Origin of the sequence: Bacillus sp. NTK074B, from assembly GCF_017303375.1 — a bacterium.
Taxonomy (GTDB): Bacteria; Bacillota; Bacilli; order Bacillales; family Bacillaceae_B; genus Rossellomorea.
Map to the genome: position 1 here is coordinate 421,732 of NZ_JAFKOH010000001.1, position 21,090 is coordinate 442,821.

Consider the following 21,090-nt stretch of genomic DNA (forward strand, 5'->3'; position numbering starts at 1 on the left):
AAAAAGGAATTTATTTATTCTACTCCCAACACCGCTTCTGCAATGTTGACTGCGTGATCCCCTATACGCTCCAGGTTACTGATGATATCTACGTAGACGATACCTGCTTGTCCCGAACACTTACCTTCGTTTAAACGAAGAATATGCTGTTTGCGAAGTTTACGTTCCATTTTATCTATTTGATCTTCTTTCTCAGCTACTTCCCTGGCAATTGCCGTATCATTCAGGTCTAATGACTGAATAGCCTTTTCCACTGTCTCAATAGTCAAATTGAACATGACTTCAAGATCGGACATGGCATCATCGGTGATTTTCACCTTGTTCGCTTGTTGGTATTCTACTAATTCAACAATGTTTTCAAAATGGTCACCCACCCGTTCAATATCCCGAACCGTATCCATCAGGATTGAATGGCGCTCAGATTCAGATTCCGAAAGGGAAGCAGAAGATAGATCCACGAGATAGTTCGTAATTTTCTTATCGAGATTGTTGATGGCACCTTCAATTTGATAAGCTGCCTCAGCATTTTTTGAACTCTTTGTCTTCAGGAATTCATTCGTTTCCTGTAATCCCTTTACCGAAAATGCCCCCATCCGAAGAACTTCTTCTTTTGCCTGTCCGAGTGCAATGGATGGAGATTGTTCAATAAACACAGGATCTAAATGTTTAGAATTATAATCGACAATGGAGTCCTGACCAGGTATTAACTTCGTTACAATCACCGCTAATACGGCGATAAACGGAAATTGAATGATTGTATTTGTTATATTGAATGTACCATGAGCGAATGCAATGGTCATAGGCTCATTGAGATTGAATGTGGTTTGTAGAAGGACTACAAATTTAGAGAAAAACGGCAATATAATCAAGAATATTGTTGTTCCGATTAAGTTAAACAGTACATGGACCGCCGCTGCACGTCTTGCCGCAACCGATGCACCAAGTGCTGCCAGAACTGCAGTAATGGTTGTACCGATGTTATCCCCGAATAAAATAGGTAATCCTGCTTGTAAATCAACCAGGTTAGAACTGTACAGTTCCTGAAGGATACCAATCGTTGCAGATGAACTTTGTACAACGACAGTGAACAATGTACCAACCACAACACCAAGAATCGGATTATCACTCATACTAACGGTCAAATCATGGAATGCTTCCAGTGAGCGCAGAGGTTTCATTCCTCCCCCCATTAGCTCCAGCCCGTAAAACAATGCACCAAAACCAAAGATCATTTGACCAAAGTTATGGATTTTCTTATTCTTGAAGAAAAATAACAGAATGGTACCAACGGCAATGATCGGGAGTGCATATTCCCCTATGTCAACACCAATGATAAATGCTGTTACTGTTGTACCGATATTGGCACCCATAATGACACCGATTGATTGTCTGAGGGTCATAAACCCGGCACTTACCAGCCCGACAACGATAACCGTCGTCCCACTACTCGACTGAATCAGGACCGTTACGAAAACACCCGCCAGAACACCCATGAATGGATTAGTCGTGAACTTATCCAGAATTTCCTTCAGGCGTTCACCGGCAGACTTCTGAAGTCCGTCCCCCATATACTTTATCCCAAAGAGGAAAATACCCAATCCTCCAAAGAACTGAAACAACATTTCTTGCCAATTTAATTCCATCTTTTCAACCCCTACATATATTTTCGACATTAAACAACAAAAACCCCATATCATTTTTAATATATAATGGAGCTTACGTAAATACTTTTTACCCCAAATTTACAATAGGTTAATAAAACTCGCCTTTTATTACAATAATATTACAAATGATAATAATTCTAATTTTTTCAGGGTCTATACTTGATGATGCATAAAGACAAGCATAAAATAGATAGAGTGTGCAAGAAAGGAGAAAGTTTCTAATGAATGTATTTCAGCAATTGTATAAAAGTATCTATTCCCCAAAAGATATTGCAAAATTCCGGTTCCAGGGGATTGGTAAGACGATTCGTTTCATTTTTCTGTTGGCACTTTTTTCTATCATCCCAACAGTCATACAATTTGTAGCATTTACAGGCAATGCCCTCGATACCTTGAAGGAATCAGTCGATAAGGAACTTCCACCCTTTTCAATTAAAGACGGTTCCTTATCTTCTGAACAGTCAAAATCGATGACGATTGAGAAAGACAACATGACGATCATCTTTGATGATACGGGCGAGATCAAAGAAGAGGACCTGGACAAACAGGATAATACCATTGCTTTCCTGAAACAGGATTTCGTTGTGATCAATCAGGGTAACGTTCAATCTTCCTCCTACTCTTTGTTTGGGGATACGGCCTTATCGAAAGAAGGCTTACTTGATTTGATGGATTCCCTCATTGCTTTGAAATGGATACTTATTCCCGTTGCCCTGTTTATCCTATTTCTGTTCACCTCGGGAATGACCTTCTTGAAAATAACCATTTTTGCTCTTATAGGCATTACGTTCGCAAATGTTCTTAAGAGAAATTTGCCATACCGTCAGAGCTTTAGGATCACAGCCTATTCAGCTACTGTTTCTACGTTATTTTTTACCCTTATGGAATTATTGCAAACCAAGATTCCCGCTGCTCCCATATTGGATTGGTTTGTGATTACCATTATCCTTTATTTAGTAGTGAAAGAAATTCCTCAAAGGAAAATACGTCATTAAACAACATCCCCGTCACTCTAACGGGGATGTTGTTTTAATAGCGACTATTGAATCTCAGGCTGAACCTCTTTTGACCTTAAAGAAAGAAATTTATATAGAAAGATGTTGAATAATGAAAAGAAAAATGCAATCACGTACATCTGTTCAAGGTCTTCCCTCCATAAGTCAAAGGCAATCGGCCCCAACGCCACACCACTAAACCGTACCGCTCCATAAAGACTGACAACAAGCCCTCTATCTTGTTCCCGAACGCTCCCGGTAATAAATGTATTGATGACTGGTAGAATCAAACCCAATCCCCCAAAGCTTATCGTGATTAAAAACATCAGGAAGCCCAGTCCAGGAAACACGCTTAATAAGCCTAAAGGAATGGCCATCATCATCAAACCGAATTTTAAATACCTCCACCCCAATTCCTCACCAGTCTTCATCCTTTTCCCACACCAATAGGAACAAATCGTCATCGCACCCAGGGGGAAGATGAAAGTAAACCCTTTGAAAAATCCATCGATTTGAAAAGTATTTTCAATATGGTAGGAAAGATAGAAGAGCATGCCGAATAATAAAAATAAGCCCGTTCCCCCAATCGTATATAGAGGAATCAATAAACGTCCCTTTGACCGAAAGATAGCGGAGAATGATTGTTTATCCTTTTTCTGCTTAGGTTCTCTAGATTCAACCGTATATCGTAAACCGCCTAAAATCACGATAGATATAAACGGGAACACCCAAAAGGACTGGTGCCAAAGAATAAGCTGAGCGATAGCTGCACCAGCAAGGGGAGCTGCTACCTTACCCATACCATTGAAAACCTCCAAAGAGCCAAGCATCCGTGATCGTTCCTGTCCCTGATAAAGATCGCCAATCAACGCCATGGCAAGAGGTGTCGTCCCTGCCGCCCCAACACCTTGTAATCCTCTGCCGATCATAAAGAGACTGATATCCTCTCTGCTGAATATGCATACTACACTTCCCAGAATCATGATCCACAAGGAAATGCTTATCAATCGCTTTCTCCCATAACGATCCGACAGTACACCTGTAAATGGAATGACCAGTGCCGCCGGTATCGTAAATGAACTTAATATGAACCCTGACCAGCCGGACTTCAAATGCAAATCTGCTTCAATGTCGGGAATGATTGGAATGAGCATTGAGTTACCAAGCACCATCAATATAGGTAGTAAACCAATCACAAATGGAAGAAGCTTATCCCGCATAAATTCACAACTCCTTCAACGACCATTCATACATCAAACTAATCGGGAGGAAAAATGGATGAAAAGAATGGCTATATTCATTGGTATTATCATTCTTCTATACAGCGTTTATTATGATTTAAATAATGGGACGTTAAAGCTCCTGTATAAAGAAGCGACCGTGGCAAACTCAGCTCCACGCGTGAATGTAAATCAAACAAAGCCTTCTACCCCTGTTGAAGGAGTACGAGAACGGGATACTTCTTCTCTTCCTTATGTAGAAATGGAAGTAAAGCCAGGTGATACAGTGCTGAGCCTGGTAGAGGACCTTATAGATGGGTCCATTCCTGTTTCCATTGATAGGGTCATCACTGACTTTGAAAAATTGAATGATCTCCCTCCGGCGAAAATACAGATAGGAAAGACGTATAAAATACCGAATTATCAATAATCCTGCAAGGCGAAAATAACACCTATTTCTTGTCATTTCACATAAAACACTGTTACAATAGCTTCATATTACTTATAATGAAACTTTGAGAACCTTTCTAAAGGAGCGAATTACACTTGAGTGAAATTATACATCGTTCAAAAACACGTCCGGTCAAAGTCGGAGATTTAACTATTGGCGGTAATAACGAAGTTGTCATCCAAAGCATGACAACTACCAAAACGCATGACGTTGAAGCAACGGTTAAGGAAATTCACCGTCTTGAAGAAGCAGGATGTCAGGTTGTGCGCGTCGCTTGTCCAGATGAACGGGCTGCAAACGCCATTGCTGACATCAAAAAGCAAATCAATATCCCACTTGTTGTCGATATACATTTTGATTATAAACTAGCCTTAAAAGCCATTGAAGGCGGTGCTGATAAAATCCGGATCAATCCTGGAAACATCGGGCGCCGTGAAAAAGTGGAGGCTGTCGTCAAAGCAGCGAAAGAAAAAGGTATTCCAATTCGAATCGGTGTAAATGCAGGAAGCCTGGAAAGAAAGATCCTGGAGAAGTACGGATACCCAACAGCTGATGGGATGGTCGAAAGTGCCCTTCATCATATTAAGATCCTGGAGGACCTTGATTTCCATGACATCATCGTTTCCATGAAGGCTTCAGATGTAAATTTAGCGATTGAGGCCTACACGAAAGCAGCGAAGGCGTTTGACTACCCTCTTCACCTCGGGATCACCGAATCAGGCACCCTGTTTGCAGGGACTGTAAAGAGTGCAGCAGGTCTTGGGGCCATTCTTAGCCTCGGGATCGGTAATACAGTTCGTATATCATTGAGCGCTGACCCTGTCGAAGAAGTGAAGGTCGCAAGAGAATTGTTAAAATCATTTGGATTAGCATCCAATGCAGCTACACTTATCTCTTGCCCTACATGCGGCCGTATCGAAATCGATCTTATTTCAATTGCCAATGAAGTGGAAGAATACATTTCAACTATTAAAGCACCGATCAAAGTGGCCGTCCTTGGATGTGCAGTGAACGGTCCTGGTGAAGCCAGAGAGGCCGACATCGGTATTGCCGGCGCCCGTGGGGAAGGACTCCTCTTCCGCAAAGGAAAAACGGTCCGTAAAGTACCTGAGGAAACCATGGTTGAAGAATTAAAGAAAGAAATCGACAAGATTGCAGAAGAATACTTCGCTAAGCAGGAAGCTGAAAAGAAAGAACAGGAGCAAGTATAATTCCATGTTTAAAGAGGGCTGATCATAGATCAGCCCTCTTTTCTGGTTTCCTGAAACGCTCCTAATTTCAAGAAATCGAATTATTTTAAAAGAACGGCAGTACAAATAATCCTACGATTATCGATACGGCCCCAATTCCAATCGCCCAGGCACCAAGCATTTCTGCTCCACGGCGTCTTGCCACAAATCCAAGTACAATTCCTGCTGCCCCCATAATAACCGGGAGAATAAATAAGGAAAGAATGGACAAGGCAAGTGCAGAGTATCCTAACACACGACCTGATGTTGTCGTATCTTCCACGGCATCATGTTCAAAGTCGCGGCTGACATTCATTGGAGCAGCAATTTCTGCTGCTGTTTCTTCGCGGTAATCATCTCTATCCACATCTGTTTCCGGATTGTCGTAATACACGTCGATATCTTGAAGATTTCGATCAACGCTGTTTAATTCGCGTCGTTCATCACTCATACAGCAATCCCTCACTTTCTGTGTTTGGGAGCCTTCTTATTGTGTGTCAGTTCAGCTTTTTTACTATGCTAATCTTTGTCATTTTTGTTAGCTCGGTCATCCATTTTTATCAACCAGAAGAAGATTTATTTCCTTTAAGGTTATTTCTACGCGGGGAATATGATAAAATTGAAGGAGTTTTCATAAAGAGGAGCATGATAAAGAATGAAACGTTTCGGAATTGATATCGATGGGACAGTCACGTCTCCAGAATCTTTACTGCCTCACATAAATGATCATTTTAAATTAAATTTGACTTTACAGGACATCACACAATACGAACTGACCGAAGTTCTGAATATTTCACCTCAAACCTTTGGGAAATGGTTTAAAGAAGCAGAGCCGTCCATTTATAAAGAATCTCCCCTTGCCTCCGGTGCCAAGAAGATCCTGGATGAATGGAAAGAAAGACATGAGCTTTACTTTATCAGTGCCAGAAGATCGGATCTCATCCAGGTTACAAGGGATTGGTTCAATGCTAAGGACATCATGTATCACCATATTGAATTAATCGGATCACATGATAAAATTTCAACTGCTAAAAAACATGAAGTCGACATCTTCTTTGAAGATAAGCACGATAATGCCGTAGCCATATCAGAAGAACTCTCCATACCCGTTTTATTATTCAATACACCCTACAATCAAAAGCCGGTTCCCGATGGCGTCATCCGGGTGAATGATTGGCATGAAGCGGACACCTGGGTTCATAACTGGCTTCAAAATCAATCATAGAAAAAAAGCCTCAGCATCTGAGGCTTTTTCTATTGCTCATTAAAAATTGATTTAAATCGTTCCACACGGTTCCTGTTCACTTTAAAATCATAATATCCAAGACGAGAGCCCGATTTCATGTGCAAGAGGTTAGTGCTTTCATCAATGTGGATTTCCAGGTCATCCTTAAACTTCAACCATTTAGAGGTAAAGACCGCATGCACATAATGTGACTGTTCTTCCTGGATATCCACATGATCAAATTGATTCAAGGTCTTATGAATGCGTTCTTTCGTATCTTCAACACTTCCCTTTATGGGAAGAGGTGCGATTCGATGATAGGATGTGAGATCGATGGTGCTCACGCAGTTTTTCTTATTCGTAGGACAGTGTGTAAATGGTACGGTTTCCATGGCTACATCTCCTCTTCATTCTATACAATATTTTTCCCCTTCTTTATGAATAGTTAAACACTTAGATGTAACCAGAGAAAAAAGAGACCCAGAAAGGATCTCTATTGACACTGAGGGCACTTACCATAAATTTCAAATTTATGACCTGAAATATCATACCCGGTTTCAGTTAAGTTCTCTTTTAGGGCTTCCATGGGACATGTGTGAATTTCTTTCGTCTTCCCACAATCCAAACATATGAAGTGATGATGGTGGTGATGGCTTTCACACGTAAATCGGAAATGTCTTTCACTGGATAGTTCCGTCTCTTCGAGTATGCCAAGCTCAACGAACAAGCTTAAGTTTCGATAGATCGTATCGAAACTGAGACCAGGGTAATCCGCTTTCATGCATTCCAACACATCCCGGGCGGTTAAATATTTATTCGAACTTGAAAACAGTTCAAGTAACTGCTCACGTTTTCCAGTATGTTTATAACCCTTTGCTTTTAACAGATCCATTGCTTCGGTTACATTCAATTTATTACACCTCTACTTTAGAAGAAAGATTCACTGTTCTCAGCTTCTTAAATACGATTGTCATAAGCAAAATCAAAATCGCCGTTACCACGATTGTTCCACCGGGAGCAAGATTCAGATAAAATGCGCTTACCAATCCAACGATGACAGAGATCTCACCAAATAAAAGGGAAAATCCGATCGTCTGCTTAAAGCCATTGGCAATCCTGATGCTTGCTGCAACGGGTAATGTCATCAAAGAAGATACCAGAAGGATTCCGACGATACGCATGGAAGCGGCAATCACAAGGGCCACCATGATCATAAAGATAAAGTGTATCGCCTTAGCAGGGATTCCTGACGCCTTAGCATGATCTTCATCAAATGAAAGGAGAAACAGTTCTTTATATAATAAGAGAATGACACCGATCACAAGGATGCTGATTCCACCAATCAGGTATAAGTCCCCTCTGCTGACTGCGCTGACACTACCAAATAAATAACTAAATAAATCGGTATTGAAGCCGTCTGCCAATGATATGAAAATGACACCGATCCCGATTCCTCCTGACAGGATGATCGGAATGGCAAGTTCCTGATAATGCTTGTATACCATACGTAAACGTTCAATAAATAATGAGCCCATGACAGAGAACGCCATTCCGAAGTATAGGGGATTCAAACCTGATAGGGCGGGTACGGTTTTACTTAGATATAGGCTCGCTGCAATTCCTGACAGAGTGACATGACTGAGGGCATCCGCAATGAGAGAAAGCCTCCTTACCACGATGAACGCTCCCAATAATGGGGCAATGATCCCGATCAGTATTCCTGTTAAAAAGGCATTTTGTAAAAATTCATATTGAAAAATAGCTTGAATCATTTTCTTCCCTCCAATCGATCATGAATGATGGTGTTCATGCTCATGATTCAAAAAATGTACATCATGACCATAAAAAGAGGAAAGCTGATTTTCCTTAAGCTTTTCGAACTCTTCTGTTTTGCCATGGAAATGTAAATGTTTATTTAAGCAGGCAACGTGCGTCACCTTATTCGAAATCGAACCTATATCATGTGTGACAAGTACGAGGGTAATGCCTAAATTCTTGTTCAATTTTTCAAGCATATCGTAGAAGTTTTGAACGTTTTTGCTGTCTACCCCCACTGTAGGTTCGTCGAGTATCAATATTTCCGGACGGCTCACGAGGGCTCTGGCGATGAATACCCTCTGCTGCTGACCTCCTGATAGCTCGCCGATATTCCGGTTGGAGAACCGGCTCATCCCGACAGATTCAATTGCTTCGTATACATCCTGCCTGTATGCCGAGGAAACCCGTTTGAATAATCCAACCTTTTTAGCCAGTCCACTCGCCACCACTTCATATACCGTTGCTGGAAATCCGGTATTGAAGGTGTTGGCCTTCTGGGATACAAAGCCGATGCGGTCCCATTCTTTAAATTTTTGCTGAGGGATTCCAAACAATTCAATATTCCCCTGCTTCACCCGCAAGAGGCCGAGGACAAGCTTTAATAATGTGGATTTACCCGACCCGTTCGGACCCACGATTCCAAGAAATGCGCCTTTGGGAATGCTTAAATGAATATCTTCTAGCACTCTTTCACGCTCATAACGGAAATTCACATCTTCTATTTTTATCACTGGATAAGTTGTATCCATGTCCATCAACTCTCTTTATAAGAATCATTACGATTTAAAAGTACATAGGGTAGTATACAGGATGCGTGGTAAATTGTAAATGATTCCGTATCACATTTAAAAGGACTGCCCCGAGGCAGTCCTGAAATCTTCGTCATGCATCAATGTATAGCAGATTTGAAGCGCGCCCCTTTTGTTTCCTGGGTGTTCATGATTGTGATGAAAGCATTCGGATCAACATCCGAAACAATGAATTTCAATTTCGTGACTTCAAGTCTCGTGACCACGACGTAAATGACTTCTTTATCGTTATCCGTATAGCCGCCACGCCCCTTCAACATAGTTGTACCTCTTCCAAGCCTTTGTAAAATGGCATCCGATACCTCGAGATAATAATCCGAAACGATGATGACCGCTTTCGTTTCATCCATTCCCTGAATGACCGTATCAATGGTCTTGAAGGCGATATAATAGGTCATGACAGAATACATGGCTTCTTCGATCCCAAAGACAAATGCCGCCCAACCGAAGATGAAAATATTCATAAACATCACAAACTCACCGACGGAGAATGGCAATTTCTTAGTCAGAAGGATCCCTAAGATTTCAGTTCCATCCAACGAACCCCCATGACGGATGACAAGTCCTACACCCACCCCAAGAATCAATCCGCCGAAGACGGTCGCAAGGATCTCTTCTGTCACGAATGGATCCATATGATGAAGGAGGCTTTCAATGACCGCCAACGCGACAATGGCAAACAAAGAAGATACGACAAACGTCTTTCCTATTTGCTTGTACCCCGAATACATAAAAGGAAGGTTGAGTAAGACCAACAGGGTTGAAAAATTAAGGAAAGGGATAGAATCGGAAATCAAATAATTCAGGATCAGTGAGATACCAATGATCCCCCCATCAATAATATTATTCGGTACTAGGAACAGTTCAATGGAAACGGCTGCCAGCCCGGCTCCGATAGTTATAAAAAATAGACGGTAAATGAAATGAAGGGGACTTTCTTTCTTATGCACTCTTTGAGTCATCGCCAATTCCTTTCAGTTTATTTTCTAATAAAATTGTCACTTTCTTGATCGATACTACATATGTATCTGATGAGGAGTGATAAACATGAAGCTATTACAAAATGTGATTAATCACAAAATCAACCATATTACAAATGATGAACTGCTAAAGTATGCCAAACAATATAATATTTCACTGACGCCCGATCAGGCTACAAGCATTGTTGCCAAGGTGAACGGAAAAAACATCAACATTTTTGATGATGCGAAAAGAAGCAGGCTAGTGAAAGATCTTGCCAGGGTCATCGGACCAGCAAAAGCAAAGGAAATCAACCAGCTCTTTTTACAGCTTATCAGATAGATAGAAAGAGGAGGTTTCCTCAAATCTTGAGAGATGACCTCCTCCACTCTTTACTGATTTACTATTTTCGTTAAAACATCTTCATCAAAGGATTGATTACGCAACATGTCAATTTCGAACTTGTAAGGAGGTTTTTTATTTTTCTTACCTTCCCCTACATATGGAGTTTCCAGAATCTTAGGAACGGCCTCCAGCTGTGGATGATGCACGATATAATTCAGTGCCTTGAATCCAATATGACCGAAGCCCAGGTTTTCATGACGGTCCTTAGCGGCTCCCCGTTCATTCTTGCTATCATTTATATGAAGCACTTTTAAGCGATCGATTCCAATAATTTTATCGAATTCCTCCAATACACCATCGAAATCTTCTACAATATTATATCCTGCATCATGGGTATGACATGTGTCAAAGCACACAGATAGACGATCATTCAACTCTACTCCATTGATGATCTGGGCTAATTCCTCAAATGTCCTGCCGCATTCAGAGCCTTTTCCGGCCATTGTTTCAAGTGCAATCTGAACTTTATGATCCTTGGTTAATACTTCATTCAGACCTTCAATGATCTTCTCGATTCCTTTATCTGCCCCTGCCCCTACATGAGCACCGGGATGAAGCACGATTTGCCCTGCACCGAGCGCTTCAGTGCGTTCCATTTCAGATCGGAGGAAATTGACACCCAGCTCGAATGTAGACGGGTTTGTCGTATTGCCAATGTTAATGATATAAGGGGCATGCACGACGATGTCCTCTATTCCATTATCTTTCATATGAGCGAGTCCTGCTTCAATATTTAAGTCTTCGATCTTCTTTCTTCTCGTATTCTGCGGGGCACCTGTATAAATCATGAAGGTATTCGCACCATACGAAACCGCTTCTTCACTCGATGCGAGTAACATGTTCTTTCCACTCATGGAAACATGGGATCCAATCTTAACCATTCTTCTCAACTCCTAAGAATATCTCTCTTTATTGTATCGAATGTGTACAAATGAATCACGTTCAAACACTTACTTATTTCTATTTTTGATTCTTCTTTCCCGCTTCTTGATTTGATCCATTTTGTATTTCATCTTCTTTTTATATCCCGGTTTCACCGATTTTGGTTTTCGGACCAGGGACTTCGCCTTTTCATCAATCTCATCGACGTTCGATTTTTGACGGTTCTTACGTTTGTTCAGAGGAGGTAGCTCGGACCATTCGCCTTTTTTAATATCCCGATGTGAAAAGCTGATTCCAAGCTTCTCCAATCGATTCAATGCATCTTCATCTGAAGGCGTATAAATGGTATAAGCAATACCGCTGTTCCCGGCACGTGCTGTTCGGCCGGAACGATGAACATAGAAATCAAGGTCTTGAGGCAGTTCAAAATTAATAATGTGACTGACCCCTTCGATATCGATCCCTCTGGCTGCAAGATCTGTGGCTACAATATATTGATAGTCCAGATTCCTTGTTTGTTTCATCATTTTCTTACGCTCACGGGGAGATAGATCACCATGAATGCGCCCGACCTTCAATCCTTTGGCAATCAGGGCATCGGCCACTTCATCCGCTTTTTGTTTCGTATTCGTGAACACAATACCTAAATATGGATTGATCTCCACTAAAATATTGTACAGAAGATTGACTTTATCCCTACTCTTCAAGGGAACGATCACGTGTTGAATATTTTTCGCCGAAAGCTGTTCCGGCTCTACATGTGCATATTGAGGATTTTCCATATACTTTTTCAAGAAGGGCTTCAGCTTCTCCGGAATGGTAGCAGAAAATACTAACATTTGAAGTTTCTCCGGCATCTTTGCTGCAATCTGATCCACATCTTCAATGAACCCCATATCCAGCATAAGATCCGCTTCATCTATGACTAGGAGTGAAGCTGTATGGACAAATAATGCCTGATCTTTCACAAGGTCATTGATGCGTCCAGGCGTCCCCACAACGATATGTGGCTGGTGCTTTAATTTCTCGATGGTTCTCTGCTTATCCGTCCCACCGATATAGCAACGGGATACGATGTCGCTGTCCTTCGTGATCTTTAATACTTCCTGATATATCTGTTGTGCCAATTCACGTGTCGGTGCAGTTATGACAGCTTGTACCTGTTCAGCTTCTGCATCCACCTTTTCGATGATCGGTAACAGATACGAATGGGTCTTTCCTGTTCCCGTTTGAGATTGGCCAATTGCACTTTGCCCTTTCAAAATCAGAGGGATCATTTTCTTTTGAATTTCCGTTGGTTCGTAGAATCCTAATTCTTCTACTGATTCATTAATGAATGACTTGAAACCAAATTGTAGAAATAAATTCTTTTTCATTCAATACATCTCCTTTTTTTTACTATCCTTTTATTTACGCTGTCACGGGGATGGATGCCGTAAGCCGTTCACATCATCACCACAGATTTATATAAAATGTACGGATCACTTATATTTTTAGGCTATTTTCTTAATGCCTGTTGCTAAAAGCAGCGTGTAGTCGTTGATTTCCGCCCCAGGGGCTCACTTTCTGCTGGGATCACGGTGAGCCTCCCCGGCTAAAGCCCTGCAGCAGAAGACAGAGATTTGAAAGTTATAGTCAATAATAGAATAACAATAGCCTTTGCCAAGATAGCCTAATAGTAATTGAAAATTTTATTTTAACGTTAGCAAGCGTCATATTTAAAGAACATCTAACCATTATAATCAATTTTCAGCAAAACATCTAGGTCAACCTGATATTATTTCAGATGATATTGTCACAATACCCTTTTTTAACCTATTGCATACTCTATAGTGAGAATGAATTTATTCAATGAAAGGAGGCTGTCATCATGCCGCCTAGAAGAATGAGAAATCAAGGTCAGGATATGCGAAACCCTTTCGGAATGAGGCAGCGGCGGGAATCCGGCTTTGGAATGCAGCAACCTGGCAGAAATAATTTTGGACTGGGACAGACACAACCCCCCCCATTTCAACTAGGAAGGCAGAATTCCAACACTGGGTTCAATATGGGAATGAATCAGAGAGGAAAGGGGCGGGGTCGGGGACAAGGCAAAGGGTTGTTGTCTAAGCTTTTGAAAAAAGGTGAAAACCGTGGTGCTGACGGAGGGGGCGGACTCCTACAACAGTTTTCCAGGGGTGATGCCTCATCCAATTCAACCGGGTTTGAGCGTTCTCCACAGGCAGCAGGTGGAATTATTCAGACCCTCCTCAATCCGGGAAATGTAAATTCTTTTTTATCCAACACACAACAGATGCTCCAGACGGCTCAACAATTAGGGCCTATGTTTCAACAATACGGTCCAATGGTCAAGAACATCCCTTCTTTATGGAAGTTGTACCGGGGGTTGAAGGATATGCCAGCTGATGGCGCATCTGAAGCAAGCACAGAGGATATAGAAAGCACAGATGACACTGAAATCCCCGAAGAAAAAGCAGCTGTTAAGAAGAAGAAAAAGAAGAAAAAGCCCCCGGCTGAATTATCGGATGATGAAGAAGTAAAAACGAAGGCACCTGACCAATCCAGCTCAAAGCCAAAACTATATATTTAAAAAGCCGAATCCCTAAGGGTTAAGTATCACCCGACAGGGATTATTTTTTGGTTTTCAGCATGTGTGGGGGGATACAGAAAACCTACCCGGATGTCGAACTCTTTGTCAGATGGAACAATCTCCTTTATAATGTAGACAAAACCTTTTCTCATGTAGGAGGATATTCATAGATGGAAATTATTAAGATAACTCCGAGAGGCTATTGTTATGGTGTAGTAGACGCAATGGTCATTGCAAGAAACGCCGCATTAGACAAATCGCTTCCTCGTCCAATTTATATTCTGGGCATGATTGTCCATAACAAGCATGTGACCGATGCTTTCGAAGAAGATGGAATCATCACCCTTGACGGAAGCAACAGAAAAGAAATCATTGAACAGGTAAATGAAGGAACTGTGATCTTCACGGCTCACGGGGTATCTCCTGAAGTGAAGGAAATCGCCAAGCAGAAAGGACTCGTCACCCTCGATGCAACATGTCCTGATGTAACGAAGACTCATGACCTGATTCGCGCAAAGGAAGCTGAGGGCTACGATGTCATTTACATCGGTAAAATGGGACACCCTGAACCTGAGGGGGCTGTCGGGGTCGCACCCGATGTCGTCCACCTTGTAGAAACAGCGGCAGACGTTGAAAAGCTATCCATCGACAATGAGAAGATTATTGTGACGAACCAAACCACCATGAGTCAGTGGGATGTACTGGATACGATGGATAAAGTGAAGGAGATGTACCCTCACGTGGAGCTGCACAAAGAGATTTGCCTTGCCACACAAGTCCGACAGGAAGCTGTGGCGGAGCAGGCCGGAGACGCCGATGTTCTTATCGTTGTTGGTGATCCCAAGAGTAATAACTCCAATCGCCTTGCTCAAGTCTCGAAGGATATTGCAGGTACTCCCGCACATCGCATTTCAGATATTAGCGAGTTGGACATCGAATGGATCAAGGATTCAAAAATCGTCGCGGTTACTGCGGGCGCGTCAACCCCCACCCCAATCGTCAAAGAAGTCATTAAATTCCTTGAAGCCTTTGACCCCACTGACGAATCTACCTGGACAAGAGAGCGCAATGTCCCATTAAATAAAATTCTCCCTAAGGTGCGTAAAGCAAAAATGGGAACCAAGTAAACCAAAGTCCCCTTGCCAGAATGGCAAGGGGACTTTCTTTGATTACATATACGTAAAAGGGTTTGTTTCTGCTTTTGATGCAAAGATATTGACGATATATCCCTTTTCAGAGCATTTTCTGGCTAAATGACCGGCCACTCCATCTTTCATCACTTTCTCAATATGGTGACCTGCATCCACTACATTCAGCCCCATCATCATAGCGTCGTGAGCAGTATGATAATAGATATCACCTGAGACAAAAACATCAGCACCTAGTCTTTTGGCTTTTCCAATGAACTTGTTCCCATCTCCGCCAAGTATCGCCACTTTTTTCACCGTCGATTTCCCATCTCCAATCATCCTGATACCGTCCATGCCAAAGGTTTTCTTTACCAACAATGCAAAGTCCTTAAGACTCATTTCCTCTGGTAAATACCCTATTCTGCCAAGTCCCAGGGCAGGCGATTCATTATTAAGAGAATAGATATCATAGGCAACCTCTTCATATGGATGATGGGTGAACATGGCCTTCAGTACTTTTTTCTCCAGAGAAGCTGGATATACGGTCTCGACCTTTTCTTCTGCTACTTCCTCAAGCTCACCCTGCTTCCCTATATGAGGATTTGTCCCTTCTTCAGGCAGGAACCTGCCCTTCCCTACGTTTGAGAAGCTGCAATGAGAATAATTGCCGATATGGCCTGCTCCTGCTTTCCCGAGGGCGATTCGGAGTTCTTCTGCATTTTCTTCAGGCACATATACTGCCAGTTTACGAATTTCCTCTTGGTAGGTTGGAACGAGTACGGACGGTTGCTGTAACTGTAGCATTTCAGCCAGCATATCATTAACTCCGCCTTCCGCGGCATCCAGATTGGTATGGGCCGCATAAACGGCAATGTCATGCTTGATTAACTTCTCAATCATTCGTCCTTGATACGAATTAGTATGCAATGCCTTTAGAGGACGAAATAATGGTGGATGATGAGCAATGATCAATTTGACGTTATTCTTGATTGCTTCATCCACTACGTTTTCAAGAACATCCAATGTGATCATGACATTCTCGACCTTTTCATTCAGCTTTCCAATTTGAAGTCCGATCGGGTCGCCTTGTTCTGCCAGGTGTTTAGGGGAGAATTCTTCAAATAGCTGAATGATCTGATGACCATTTACTGTTTTCACGGATTAAGGACCTCCTCTACTATTTTGATCTTCTCATTAAGCTCAATCTTACGTTCTTCTAACGCTTCTGTCTTTTCTGCTTTTTCCATGTTATTCAATATATTCTTCCATTGATGAAGTTCCAGATTCCATTTTTTGATGAACGCAGCGTTCTTTTCTTTCATCAAGAATGGACCGAGCAATAGCTCTCTTTCAACGTCCTTGGAATAATGGCTCTTTGGGTTTCCTTTTTCAGCAATTAATATTTCATAAAGTTTGTCATCTTCTTCAAGGATTTCTTCTCCAATCAGATCCCATTCATTATCCATCAGCCAAGTCCGAATGGATTTCGCACTTACATTCGGCTGCAGAATCAATCTTGGGCCATTTGTAAGCTTGTCCTTGCCTGCCTCGAGAATCGAAGCAATCAAAGTGCCCCCCATTCCGGCAATCGTAATGCACTCTACCTCTCCCGGTGCGATCACCTCCAGACCGTTTCCTAATCTCACTTCTACTTCCTGGGTCAATTGTGCATCCACTACTTGTTTCTTGGCGGAAAGATAGGGGCCCTTCACTACTTCGCCTGCGATGGCAGACGATGCAATGCCCTTGTTTACTGCATAACATGGAAGGTAAGCGTGATCTGACCCTATATCTGCAATTTTCGATTGTTTGGGTATGTATGAGACAACTGTTTCCAGTCGCTTAGATAATTGTTGAATATTCATCTCTTCACCTTTACTCATTTTATTGGATTCTTAATATGGTACTCATTCTAACCAACTTTTCCATATAAAAAAAGCCCTTTGCCTAAAGACAAAGAACCTTTTTCATTCATGGATTATTTAAGTGATTTGATCCAGTCTGCCATTGCATCAAGATTTTCATCTTTTACAAGACCAGCCGGCATGATGCCTCCACCATTTTTAATTCTATCCTTGATCTCGTCTTTAGATAGTTTCGTACCCTTAAGTGCAGGACCAGCGCCACCTTCATAGTTTCCACCATGACAAGATACACAAGACTCCTTGTATTTGGCTTCCGGATCGAATTCGCCGCTTGAAGCCTCTTCGCCTTCTTTACCGGCCATCTCACCATGCTTTTCTTCTTTCGCTTTCTCATCAGCATTGTTAAGGCCTTCAATCGACAAGAAGAAAACCAGGCCAATTCCAAGAGCCATGATTAGTACGAATGGAATGATTGGATTACGATTCATGATTTAACCTCCCTTATGTAAAACATCCAAAATAGTGCTTTTTTCAACACTTTATATTTTACTGTAAAAACTGACAAAGTAAAAGTACTATCAATTAACTTTTCCATCTTTCTCACAAATTAGACACATTTCCTTCTTTTTTCCTAATATCCAACCAGAAACGATTTCATATAGTCCTTGAAACAGAATAAAGACAGGAGCTCTGTCAGCCACAGGGGACCAGCTGAGCTCCTTCCTTTCACGTATAGGCTATCTACCCTATTGGCAGCCGACCAACCTTGAAATGACCATTCTCTGCACCTCTGAAGTCCCTTCTCCAATCTCAAGAAGTTTCGCATCACGTAAGTAGCGTTCTACATGGTATTCTTTCATATAACCGTATCCACCATGAATCTGAATCGCTTCGTCCGCCACTTCCATACTGATTTCGGAAGCGTATAGCTTACACATAGAAGCTTCCTTTGAAAATGGTCTGCCCTGGTCTTTTAACCAGGCTGCTTTATGCACCATGTTCCGGGCAAGTTCAATCTTCATCGCCATATCAGCCAGTTTAAATTGTGTGACTTGGAATTGTGATAGCGTCTTACCAAATTGTTTTCGTTCTTTTGAATATTGTAGCGCCTTGTCAAAAGCAGCCTGGGCAACTCCTACTGCCATCGCCCCTATCCCAATTCTGCCCCCATCCAGGGTTACAAGGAACTGCTTGAAACCTTCCCCTTGTTTCCCTAACAGATTTTCTTTCGGGACTTCCACATCTTCAAGCACAAGCTCTGTTGTATTGGAGGAATGAAGACCCATTTTTTCATAATTGTCAATGACCGTAAATCCATCTGCTTTGGTAGGTACGATGATGGCACTAATCTCTTTACTGCCATTGTTTCTTCCTGTAATCGCCGTTAAGGCAAGATGATTTGCATAACTGGCGTTGGTGATATAACACTTATTACCATTAATGACCCACTTATCCCCTTTATCTTCCGCAGTGGTCTGGGTTCCGCCTGCATCTGAACCAGCATTAGGTTCGGTCAGACCGAAAGCTCCAAATGATTCTCCTGTACAAATCGGCGTCAGATATTCCTGTTTCTGCTCATGTGTACCAAATAGATTAATCGGAGCCCCCCCAAGTGAAATATGGGCAGAGTAGGTGATCCCCGTAGAAGCACATGCACGGCTAAGTTCTTCTGTTACAATGGCGAAGCTGACGGTATCCGCTCCAGCTCCTCCATACTCTTCCGGAAAGGGAAGACCCATCATACCGAGGTCCGAAAGCTTCTTGAAAATTTCTTTAGGAAACTCCTTTGTACGGTCCCGGTCCAATGCGCCAGGTGCCACCTCTTCTTCAGCGAATTCCCTGATTGTCTTTTTAATCATTGCCTGTTCTTGTGTTAAGTCGAAATTCATTCTTATCCCCCTTGTCTAACTTTGATGACTGAAAGCCCTAGACTTCTTCAAATGATAATAGCGCTTTCAAGCATACACATACCACTCTATGAATACGCTCTCATTCCTATTATAAGAGGGAAAAGCAAATTTTCTCAACTTTAAAAAACTTTTTAATTTTCAGAAGTTATAGTAATATATAAATACTCACAAATACTACTCCTATAATGCCCGCGACAGAAAAATAGTTCAGCTTCCACTTCACTCCTGCTACAATCCACAGGAAGCAGTTGAGGAACAAGGTTATGTATAATTCCAAAGGGCTTCCCTTAAAAACCACCTCAGCGACATCAATCGATGAAAGAAGAAGGATGCTTGCTGCAGACGCATAGAGAAGCATAGGAGATATTTGTTTCTTAGTATAATAAATCCCCATACCAAGTAATAATCCGACAAAACCTGCCAAAATCGTTGTTTGCAAAACGATTGACAATTCAGTAAAATAAATGACAAATAATGAAATCGCTAAAATGCATACTGAAATCAAAACGTCTATATATGTGAAGGACCTTCGGATTAGGGTCTGGTTTCCAACATTGATTTCTTCCCCACCTGTATAGAATGCAAGCAGATAATCACAATATTGTTCCGGAAGCAATTTCGTCTGTTTCCAAAATTGAATTTCCCTGATGATCGTTTCGGTTTTCAAATCCTTTGTTCTTGTCACAAGTGTCACACCTTCTATAGTTGAATCCTGTAGCTTTATTCGGCAAAGAACTGGAAAAACCCTTTAAACTGGACAAAAAAAACCACCCCTATTCACAATAGAGGCAGTAATAGGATATTTCTATTCCAAAAAGTCTTTTAATCGTTTGCTTCTGCTAGGATGGCGCAGTTTCCTCAGAGCTTTCGCTTCTATTTGACGGATACGTTCACGGGTAACACCGAAAACCTTACCTACTTCTTCAAGTGTACGTGTCCTGCCGTCATCCAGACCAAAGCGCAGTCTTAGAACATTTTCTTCTCTGTCAGTAAGAGTATCCAGAACATCTTCAAGCTGTTCTTTCAATAGTTCGTAAGCAGCATGTTCTGAAGGGGACTGAGCTTCTGCATCCTCAATGAAGTCACCAAGGTGAGAATCATCTTCTTCCCCAATAGGTGTTTCCAGTGAAACAGGCTCTTGCGCAATTTTGAGTATTTCCCTGACCTTTTCAGGTGTCAGATCCATTTCTTCTGCAATTTCCTCAGGAGCAGGTTCACGACCTAAATCCTGTAGTAATTGTCTTTGAACCCGGATCAATTTATTGATGGTTTCAACCATATGAACCGGTATACGGATCGTCCTTGCCTGGTCAGCAATCGCACGGGTAATGGCTTGGCGAATCCACCATGTAGCATACGTACTGAATTTGTATCCTTTACGGTAATCAAATTTTTCAACCGCTTTGATCAGACCCATATTTCCTTCCTGAATAAGGTCTAAGAACAGCATACCGCGACCTACATAGCGTTTGGCAATACTGACAACAAGTCTCAGGTTTGCCTCGGCAAGACGTCGTTTCGCCTCTTCATCACCATCTTCAATTCGCTTGGCAAGATTGATCTCTTCCTCTGCAGATAAAAGGTCGACTCTACCGATTTCTTTCAGGTACATACGAACCGGATCGTTTATTTTAACCCCTGGAGGAACGCTTAAATCATTCAGATTAAACTCTTCTTCTTCTTCCTTCTCTAACTCCGTGGCACCTGGATCATCATCTTCGTCGCTTTCATTGACGATTTCTACACCCTGCTCACCCAAGTGTTCGTAAAATTCATCCATTTGATCGGAATCCAGTTCAAAGCCCGATAATTTATCGGCAATATCTTCGTATGTGAGGACTCCTCTTTTCTTACCTTGGTTAACTAAGAATTCTTTCACCTGATCAACAGTTAATTCTGATGCTATTTGCTTGGAACGCGCTGACTTTTCAGCCATT

At 41.8% G+C, this 21,090-nt stretch carries 23 protein-coding genes; 7 read left to right on the plus strand and 16 right to left on the minus strand.

Going from position 1 to position 21,090, the window contains the following annotated elements:
- Positions 1 to 14 precede the first annotated feature (14 nt).
- Complete coding sequence (locus tag JI667_RS02290) at positions 15 to 1,643, minus strand: Na/Pi cotransporter family protein (RefSeq protein ID WP_206849948.1); 1,629 nt, start codon at positions 1,641 to 1,643, stop codon at positions 15 to 17.
- Positions 1,644 to 1,885: 242 nt separating this feature from the next.
- Here JI667_RS02290 and JI667_RS02295 point away from each other — a divergent pair, with 242 nt between their 5' ends.
- A complete protein-coding gene (locus tag JI667_RS02295; protein ID WP_206849950.1) occupies positions 1,886 to 2,659 on the plus strand; it encodes a DUF1189 domain-containing protein in 774 nt (257 codons plus the stop codon).
- Positions 2,660 to 2,703: 44 nt separating this feature from the next.
- Here JI667_RS02295 and JI667_RS02300 read toward each other — a convergent pair whose 3' ends face one another.
- Positions 2,704 to 3,879 (minus strand): MFS transporter, encoded by a 1,176-nt coding sequence (locus JI667_RS02300; RefSeq protein ID WP_206849952.1) that lies wholly within the window; start codon positions 3,877 to 3,879, stop codon positions 2,704 to 2,706.
- Positions 3,880 to 3,937: 58 nt separating this feature from the next.
- Here JI667_RS02300 and JI667_RS02305 point away from each other — a divergent pair, with 58 nt between their 5' ends.
- Together JI667_RS02305 and ispG are read left to right on the plus strand one after the other, a co-directional pair.
- A complete protein-coding gene (locus JI667_RS02305) occupies positions 3,938 to 4,309 on the plus strand; it encodes a hypothetical protein (protein WP_206849954.1) in 372 nt (123 codons plus the stop codon).
- Between the two features lie 125 nt (positions 4,310 to 4,434).
- The gene (gene ispG / locus JI667_RS02310; RefSeq protein WP_206850514.1) at positions 4,435 to 5,541 is read left to right on the plus strand and encodes a flavodoxin-dependent (E)-4-hydroxy-3-methylbut-2-enyl-diphosphate synthase; all 1,107 of its coding nucleotides are present in this window, start codon (positions 4,435 to 4,437) and stop codon (positions 5,539 to 5,541) included.
- A gap of 85 nt (positions 5,542 to 5,626) precedes the next feature.
- Here the strand turns inward: ispG and JI667_RS02315 are convergent, their stop codons facing one another.
- Positions 5,627 to 6,010, minus strand: a complete 384-nt coding sequence (locus JI667_RS02315) for a DUF4190 domain-containing protein (RefSeq protein ID WP_206849957.1) — start codon at positions 6,008 to 6,010, stop codon at positions 5,627 to 5,629.
- Between the two features lie 204 nt (positions 6,011 to 6,214).
- On the opposite strand from JI667_RS02315, the gene JI667_RS02320 reads away from it, so the two are divergent.
- On the plus strand, positions 6,215 to 6,784 hold the full coding sequence (locus tag JI667_RS02320) for a hypothetical protein (protein WP_206849959.1): 570 nt from the start codon (positions 6,215 to 6,217) through the stop codon (positions 6,782 to 6,784).
- 29 nt (positions 6,785 to 6,813) lie between these two features.
- On the opposite strand, the gene JI667_RS02325 is transcribed toward JI667_RS02320, so the two are convergent.
- The 5 genes from JI667_RS02325 to JI667_RS02345 form a co-directional block, all read right to left on the minus strand.
- A complete protein-coding gene (locus JI667_RS02325; RefSeq protein WP_206849961.1) occupies positions 6,814 to 7,176 on the minus strand; it encodes a DUF1499 domain-containing protein in 363 nt (120 codons plus the stop codon).
- A 101-nt stretch (positions 7,177 to 7,277) separates the two neighbouring features.
- On the minus strand, positions 7,278 to 7,694 hold the full coding sequence (locus JI667_RS02330) for a Fur family transcriptional regulator (RefSeq protein ID WP_206849963.1): 417 nt from the start codon (positions 7,692 to 7,694) through the stop codon (positions 7,278 to 7,280).
- 4 nt (positions 7,695 to 7,698) lie between these two features.
- Positions 7,699 to 8,556 (minus strand): metal ABC transporter permease, encoded by an 858-nt coding sequence (locus JI667_RS02335; protein WP_206849971.1) that lies wholly within the window; start codon positions 8,554 to 8,556, stop codon positions 7,699 to 7,701.
- An 18-nt stretch (positions 8,557 to 8,574) separates the two neighbouring features.
- On the minus strand, positions 8,575 to 9,351 hold the full coding sequence (locus JI667_RS02340) for a metal ABC transporter ATP-binding protein (RefSeq protein WP_206849973.1): 777 nt from the start codon (positions 9,349 to 9,351) through the stop codon (positions 8,575 to 8,577).
- A 140-nt stretch (positions 9,352 to 9,491) separates the two neighbouring features.
- Positions 9,492 to 10,373 (minus strand): YitT family protein, encoded by an 882-nt coding sequence (locus tag JI667_RS02345; RefSeq protein ID WP_206849975.1) that lies wholly within the window; start codon positions 10,371 to 10,373, stop codon positions 9,492 to 9,494.
- A gap of 85 nt (positions 10,374 to 10,458) precedes the next feature.
- On the opposite strand from JI667_RS02345, the gene JI667_RS02350 reads away from it, so the two are divergent.
- Positions 10,459 to 10,713 (plus strand): DUF2624 domain-containing protein, encoded by a 255-nt coding sequence (locus tag JI667_RS02350; protein ID WP_206849984.1) that lies wholly within the window; start codon positions 10,459 to 10,461, stop codon positions 10,711 to 10,713.
- 50 nt (positions 10,714 to 10,763) lie between these two features.
- Here the strand turns inward: JI667_RS02350 and JI667_RS02355 are convergent, their stop codons facing one another.
- Positions 10,764 to 11,657 (minus strand): deoxyribonuclease IV, encoded by an 894-nt coding sequence (locus JI667_RS02355; protein ID WP_206849986.1) that lies wholly within the window; start codon positions 11,655 to 11,657, stop codon positions 10,764 to 10,766.
- A 69-nt stretch (positions 11,658 to 11,726) separates the two neighbouring features.
- On the minus strand, positions 11,727 to 13,034 hold the full coding sequence (locus JI667_RS02360; protein WP_206849988.1) for a DEAD/DEAH box helicase: 1,308 nt from the start codon (positions 13,032 to 13,034) through the stop codon (positions 11,727 to 11,729).
- A 494-nt stretch (positions 13,035 to 13,528) separates the two neighbouring features.
- On the opposite strand from JI667_RS02360, the gene vrrA reads away from it, so the two are divergent.
- Both vrrA and JI667_RS02370 read left to right on the plus strand, forming a co-directional pair.
- Positions 13,529 to 14,248, plus strand: a complete 720-nt coding sequence (gene vrrA / locus JI667_RS02365) for a VrrA/YqfQ family protein (protein ID WP_206849990.1) — start codon at positions 13,529 to 13,531, stop codon at positions 14,246 to 14,248.
- Between the two features lie 170 nt (positions 14,249 to 14,418).
- Positions 14,419 to 15,375 carry a 4-hydroxy-3-methylbut-2-enyl diphosphate reductase gene (locus JI667_RS02370; RefSeq protein ID WP_206849992.1) on the plus strand — a complete coding sequence of 319 codons (957 nt, stop codon included), beginning with the start codon at positions 14,419 to 14,421 and terminating at the stop codon, positions 15,373 to 15,375.
- A 42-nt stretch (positions 15,376 to 15,417) separates the two neighbouring features.
- Here JI667_RS02370 and JI667_RS02375 read toward each other — a convergent pair whose 3' ends face one another.
- The 6 genes from JI667_RS02375 to rpoD form a co-directional block, all read right to left on the minus strand.
- Positions 15,418 to 16,536, minus strand: a complete 1,119-nt coding sequence (locus JI667_RS02375) for a Nif3-like dinuclear metal center hexameric protein (RefSeq protein ID WP_206850000.1) — start codon at positions 16,534 to 16,536, stop codon at positions 15,418 to 15,420.
- Positions 16,533 to 17,243, minus strand: a complete 711-nt coding sequence (locus JI667_RS02380; RefSeq protein WP_206850516.1) for a tRNA (adenine(22)-N(1))-methyltransferase — start codon at positions 17,241 to 17,243, stop codon at positions 16,533 to 16,535. The genes JI667_RS02375 and JI667_RS02380 overlap by 4 nt, the downstream gene beginning before the upstream one ends.
- Positions 17,244 to 17,356: 113 nt before the next feature.
- On the minus strand, positions 17,357 to 17,731 hold the full coding sequence (cccA, locus tag JI667_RS02385) for a cytochrome c550 (RefSeq protein ID WP_206850008.1): 375 nt from the start codon (positions 17,729 to 17,731) through the stop codon (positions 17,357 to 17,359).
- A 258-nt stretch (positions 17,732 to 17,989) separates the two neighbouring features.
- The gene (locus JI667_RS02390; protein ID WP_206850016.1) at positions 17,990 to 19,132 is read right to left on the minus strand and encodes an acyl-CoA dehydrogenase family protein; all 1,143 of its coding nucleotides are present in this window, start codon (positions 19,130 to 19,132) and stop codon (positions 17,990 to 17,992) included.
- Positions 19,133 to 19,298: 166 nt separating this feature from the next.
- Positions 19,299 to 19,838: a hypothetical protein gene (locus JI667_RS02395; protein WP_206850018.1), complete on the minus strand. Its 540-nt coding sequence runs from the start codon at positions 19,836 to 19,838 to the stop codon at positions 19,299 to 19,301.
- Positions 19,839 to 19,958: 120 nt separating this feature from the next.
- Complete coding sequence (gene rpoD / locus JI667_RS02400; protein WP_034757535.1) at positions 19,959 to 21,089, minus strand: RNA polymerase sigma factor RpoD; 1,131 nt, start codon at positions 21,087 to 21,089, stop codon at positions 19,959 to 19,961.
- Position 21,090 lies beyond the last annotated feature (1 nt).